This is a genomic window from Halanaerobium saccharolyticum, from assembly GCF_003259895.1.
In the GTDB taxonomy this organism is placed as follows: Bacteria; Bacillota; Halanaerobiia; order Halanaerobiales; family Halanaerobiaceae; genus Halanaerobium; species Halanaerobium saccharolyticum_A.
Genome location: NZ_QLME01000046.1, coordinates 1 through 5,564, shown reverse-complemented (window position 1 = coordinate 5,564; position 5,564 = coordinate 1). Strand labels below are relative to the sequence as shown.

Here is a 5,564-nt window from a genome sequence, read left to right as displayed (position 1 = left end):
CACTCTTGTCGAATATTATTAATAGGGCTTCACCTTCTTTCGAGTTTTTTGGGTGCTACTATTAAATTCGACAAGATTGGGGTGAAGCCCTTTTTATATCATTAAATTCTTTGTTATATCAAGGCTTATTTTTATGAAATTCGCTTAATCCTTAAAAATCATTAGAACCTCAAATATAATAAGAATCTTACATTTCCATAAATTACTCTAATTTCCTAGTAGATTCTCTAACTATTAACCTTGATTCCAAAATAACTTCTTTATCTTCAACTAATTTACCTTCAATTTTTTTTAGCAAAATTTCAACAGACAATCTACCTATTTCACCAGTTGGTTGTGCTACACTTGTTAATGTTGGCCTTAGCTCTTGAGCAATGAATGTATTATCAAAACCAACTACGGCAATATCATTTGGAATTTTTAATCCATTATCTACTAGTGCATTCATTGCTCCAAAAGCCGCTAAATCATTATAAGCAAAAATACCAGTTATATCTATCCTAGATTTTGATTTTATAAAATTATTCAAAGAATTATATACTTCATGAGAACTCATCTGTCCTCCCCAAGATTTAACTTCTATTAAATTATTATTATCAAATTTTAAACCATTCTTTGAAAGCCCCTTTTTAAAGCCTTTAAATTTAGGATCATTCTCATTTCCAATAAATGCAATACTTTGATGTCCTAAATCATTGAAATGCTCAGCAACTTTAAATCCACCATTAAAATGCGAAACTGATACTGATGAAAAACCATTTAAATGCTGAGTTAACATTACAACAAAAACATTCTTTTTGATAAGATTTTTAATATGAGAAGAGTCTTTATCGATTGGTGCTATAAGTAGTCCATCAATTTGTCGACTCTGCATACTACTGATAACATTTTTTTCGGTTTGTTTATTTCCATTACTATTTGCAATGATAACATTATAACCTTGGTTTTTAGCCTCAATTTCAACTTTTTCAATAATTTCAGAAAAATATGGGTTAGATATTTCTGGAATAATAATTCCTATCAGATAAGACTTTTTATTTTTTAAACTCTGGGCTGTACGATTAGGTTGATAATCCAATTTTCTAACCCATTCCATAACAAGTTTTCTTTTTCTTTCACTTACACCACTGTGACCATTAATTACTCTAGAAACCGTCGCCTGTGAAACTCCAGCTTTTTCTGCAATTTCTTCCATCGTTGCCATTTTAAACACCTCTTTTTAATTTTATAATCTTATTATATCACACTCCCTGTATAATTTGTAATTTTTGAATACGTATTCAAAATAATTAAATAAAAAACTCCTATGACCTGCTTCTTCCAAAGTTAGATCATAAGAGTTATTATTGTTATTATAAGGTTATACTCTTATTGAGAATATTTAATTATAATTTGCATACGTATTCATTAATTTCTAAATATAGAATAACACTAATCTTTTCATTTGTCAAATAGTTTTTTTAAATTTTTGCAAATATATATTAAACTTATTTCCTGGTATAAAGTATCTTCTCTCCCGGCTCAGTAATTTCAGCAACTCTCGTTTGATTTGAATTAAACCTATCTTTAAAAAATTTAGTCACATCATAATTATCAGCAAAGTGAATTGGCACAAAAAGTGCCGGTTTAACCTGATCAATAAAATATTCTCCTGCCAGATAATAATGTTCCTCCAACCTTGGATCAACCGGAACAAAAGCAATATCTATCTGCTTATCTTTAAATTTCTCAACTTCTCTTTTATATTCTCTTGCTTCTCTTTTTTGAACTTCTTCGGTAAACTTCTTCCACTTCCACCAGTTTAAATCTCCGGCATGAAAGATTGCTAAATTTTCAAGTTCAACCAGAAAGGAAACACCTTCATCTGTACTGCCATAACTTGAAATATTAATCTGCTCCAGCTGCAGTTCTTCATCTTTTTCCATTAAATAAAGGTTATCCTTATTTTTTAACTCTGGCTCTGGTTCTACCTCGGCTGCTAAAATATAACTGATCTGATCACAATATTTTTCCCAATCAAAAATCACTCTATTATAGTGATCGTGGTGGCTGTGAGAAACAAAAACATAGGCTTCTTTTATATTTTTAAAGCTGTCTTCTCTCACTATTCCTTTTTCCAGAGAACTCTGCAGAGCTTTTTCCTGCTGAGGCTGATCTTGATAATAGTCAAATATAAATAATTTATTTTTTACTCTAACTGCGGTTCCACTGTGAAACAAATGATATACTTCTGCCTGCATATTATCATCTCCTAAATTAAAGCCTAACAAAGAAATTATATTTTATCAAGTATAGAAACTACAATTAAGAACTTCTGCAAAAATTCATTTCTCCAGTTTAGCAAAATTAAATCACTTTAAGTCAATTAACTCCATTTGATTGCTCAATAAATCAATATGCAGCAGCTGATTTTCTAAATAATCATCAAAAGCAAGCAGATATTTTAAAGCTTCCAGCACCTGAATCGAGGCAGTCACAGTTACAGCCGGGGAAAAAACTGCCGGGAGCTCTTTCTTCTCTGAACCGGCAAAAACATCTTTTAAACGCAGCTCACTTTCGGGCAGAACCAGCATAATCTGGGCAAAAAATTCTTCTATTCCGGCATGAATAAAAGCTATTTCGTTTTCAGCAGCCAGCTGATCCAGTATAAAGCGCGACTCAAAATTATCCATGCCGTCAAAAATAATATCAATATCAGCCGGCACTTCAGTCGCCAGCGTTATCTTTTCCGTGCTGACAACAATTTCAGTTTCTAAATCAAATTGTTCTAAAAAATCAGCTGCTGCCTCCACTTTAGTTCGACCAATATCATTTTTGCCGTAACAGAGCTGACGGTTTAGGTTGCTGACTTCGACCTGGTCATAATCATAAAGATAAATCTTATTGACCCCAATTCGCTGCAGCTGCAGAGCCTGATTGGTACCCAGGCCCCCGGTACCGGCAATCATAATATTTAATTCTTCCAGCCGCTGCTGTTGGGCCTCAGTAAATAATTTTTGCTGTCTTTTTAGATAATTTTTCATTTTTATCCTCCTGCAGATGGAGGGAATAAAGTAACTATATCTCCATCAGAAACTTTTGTCTCAAGTTTATTGAGATGAAAGATATTTTTACCATTTACTAAAATTATTGTTCCTCGAGCAATAGTTCCATCTTCTTTCAGCAATTTTTGAGTAAAATAACCTTCAAAATCCTGATCTAATTTTTCAATCAACTCAGTAATAGTGATTTCTGATTCCTGTTGATATTCGATTCCTTTTGTTTTTAAGTTTATTCTAAATAAAGAATAAAATTTAACTTCTAATGCCATCTTTATCATCCTTTTATAATAAAATTCCACCCAGCTCCCGGCAGAGAACTGGATGGATTTACGAGGCTAAATTAAATTAATTTAATTTAGACTACAATTTATTTTTCGACTATTTAATCTTCATCTCCTTTAATTTCTGATCACTAATCCAGCCGTCTTCCTGCCAGCCTCTAACTTCATAATATTCCGGTAAAATCTGTCTATACTCTGACTTTTTACCTTTTTGAGGGCCATCAGGTAGTGGTTCATCAAAACGAGCAGGTAATTTATCTTGTTCAGGTAAAATTCCTGCTTCCAGATTAAACTGGCGCTCTAGATTATAGATTCTCTCACCGGCTTCAAGTAAGGATTCTGATGTATAGTCAAACTGAGTCCCGGCATTTACTATTTCTCGATAGTCATCAAGTCCCAGGGCAAAGGAAGTAAAAAGACACATTCCAACCGAATCGATAACAGCTGTTAAATCCTGGAATGTTTTAACCCAGCCAGCTTTACCTTCCAGTTCCTGTGGGTCCAGCTTTTCGGGAGCTCCTAAAACTTCAGGTGAAATCATATAACCTCTAACATGACAGCCACCGCGATTGGAAGTTACATAATTAAGTCCCTGGCCCTGAACACCACGTGGGTCATAAGCAGGAAGTTCCTGTTTTTTTACACTCATTGAAAGTTCAGGCTGACCTTTAGAGTCTGCCAGACGATATGAACCTTCTGCTAGCTTATCACCTAGTCCTTTACGGTAAGCCATCTTTTCTGTGTAATAAATTATTGATTCTGAAGAACCGAATTTTAACTCAGGTCCATTTTCCAGTTCATCCTTATCAATATAGCCTTTTTCATATAACTCCATGGCACAGGCAATAGTTGTACCTGCGGTAATGGTATCCATGCCAAGATCATTACAGAGAAAATTAGCCTCAGTAATTGCATTTAAGTCATTAACTCCACAGTCAGCTCCAAATGCCCAGCCTGATTCATATTCTGGACCTTCACCCTGCTGGCCATTAGGAAGTTTAGTGTCCCTGGCACAGCGGATCGGACAGCCATAACAACCTTTATTTGACTGCAAATATCCTTTTTCAACCAGAGCTTCACCGGATACCTCATCTACATCAGCAAAAGTACCCTCCTGAAAATTATTGACTGGATAAAGACCTGTAGAGTTAATAATATTATCCAGTACCTTGGTACCTAAAGCAGGTAAGCCTTCTCCGGTTACCCCATCTTCTTTCAACATCTTGGTCTGTTTTCTAACAACCTTCATCATTTCATCTTTAAAGTATTCAACCTGTTTTTCATCAGCTTTTACAACCACAGCCTTTAAATTTTTGGAGCCCATTACTGCCCCGACTCCAGTTCTGCCAGCTGCTCTATCTTTTTCATTCATAATTGCAGCAAATTTAACTAAGTTTTCACCAGCAGGACCAATACAGCTGACCCTTGCATTTTTATTTCCGGCTTTTTCAATCAAAAGATCAGTGGTCTCATAAACAGTTTTACCCCAGAGTTCAGATGCATCTTTAAGTTCAACCTGATCTCCCATAATTGATAAATAAAGAGGGCGTTCTGCCTTACCTTCAAAAATTATAATGTCATTTCCACTAAATCTTAATTCTGCTCCAAAAAATCCACCAGAGTTACTGCTGGCAATAGTCCCTGTGAGAGGCCCTTTGGTGACAACCATATAGCGGCCACCGGTAGAAGCTGCTGTTCCAGTTAAAAGTCCAGTCGCATAAATCAGCTTGTTCTCCGGACTTAGTGGATCAACTTTTGGATCAATCTCATCATAGAGAATTTTTGATGCTAAACCTCTACCCCCAAGATAGTTTTTAACATTTTCACCTGTAATTGTTTCTCGCTTAATTTCTTCCCTTGTTAAGTCTACTCTCAAAACCTGATACTCATAAATTTTACCCATTAATTATACCTCCTTTAAAATTACTCTTCTTTCCAAGCACGGGAGGCTGAGTCATTTCTTCCTCAACCCCGGTCCAGCCACCATAGATAATTCCGTAGGCAAAAGGACTCGAAGGTATACTTTACTTATTAAGTATTAAAGTTCAATTTCCTGCTTTATTTTTTTAATTTTTTTAATTTTTTGTTTTTCTTGTTCAGTTTTAACCTTTGCTCAGTAATCATTAAGCTAATATAAGTATATTTACTCACTAGCATTGCATAAAAATATTTAAGCATTGTCAAATTTGAGTTATTGGTAAAGTATACTATCTACAGAATATTCAGTCACTACCCTATCCTT

At 34.6% G+C, this 5,564-nt stretch carries 5 protein-coding genes and 1 riboswitch; all 5 genes read right to left on the bottom strand.

Annotation, left to right across the window (positions count from 1 at the left end; genetic code table 11):
• Nucleotides 1–202 precede the first annotated feature (202 nt).
• The 5 genes from C7958_RS15320 to C7958_RS15300 all read right to left on the bottom strand — a co-directional run bounded on the left by C7958_RS15320 (nt 203) and on the right by C7958_RS15300 (nt 5,225).
• A complete protein-coding gene (locus C7958_RS15320) occupies nt 203–1,204 on the bottom strand; it encodes a LacI family DNA-binding transcriptional regulator (protein ID WP_111573541.1) in 1,002 nt (333 codons plus the stop codon).
• Between the two features lie 283 nt (nt 1,205–1,487).
• The gene (locus C7958_RS15315) at nt 1,488–2,240 is read right to left on the bottom strand and encodes an MBL fold metallo-hydrolase (protein ID WP_111573540.1); all 753 of its coding nucleotides are present in this window, start codon (nt 2,238–2,240) and stop codon (nt 1,488–1,490) included.
• A 111-nt stretch (nt 2,241–2,351) separates the two neighbouring features.
• The gene (locus tag C7958_RS15310; RefSeq protein WP_111573539.1) at nt 2,352–3,023 is read right to left on the bottom strand and encodes a HesA/MoeB/ThiF family protein; all 672 of its coding nucleotides are present in this window, start codon (nt 3,021–3,023) and stop codon (nt 2,352–2,354) included.
• Nucleotides 3,024–3,025: 2 nt separating this feature from the next.
• Complete coding sequence (locus tag C7958_RS15305) at nt 3,026–3,310, bottom strand: MoaD family protein (protein WP_111573538.1); 285 nt, start codon at nt 3,308–3,310, stop codon at nt 3,026–3,028.
• 109 nt (nt 3,311–3,419) lie between these two features.
• Complete coding sequence (locus tag C7958_RS15300; RefSeq protein ID WP_111573537.1) at nt 3,420–5,225, bottom strand: aldehyde ferredoxin oxidoreductase family protein; 1,806 nt, start codon at nt 5,223–5,225, stop codon at nt 3,420–3,422.
• Nucleotides 5,226–5,234: 9 nt separating this feature from the next.
• Nucleotides 5,235–5,351, bottom strand: a riboswitch (molybdenum cofactor riboswitch).
• Nucleotides 5,352–5,564 lie beyond the last annotated feature (213 nt).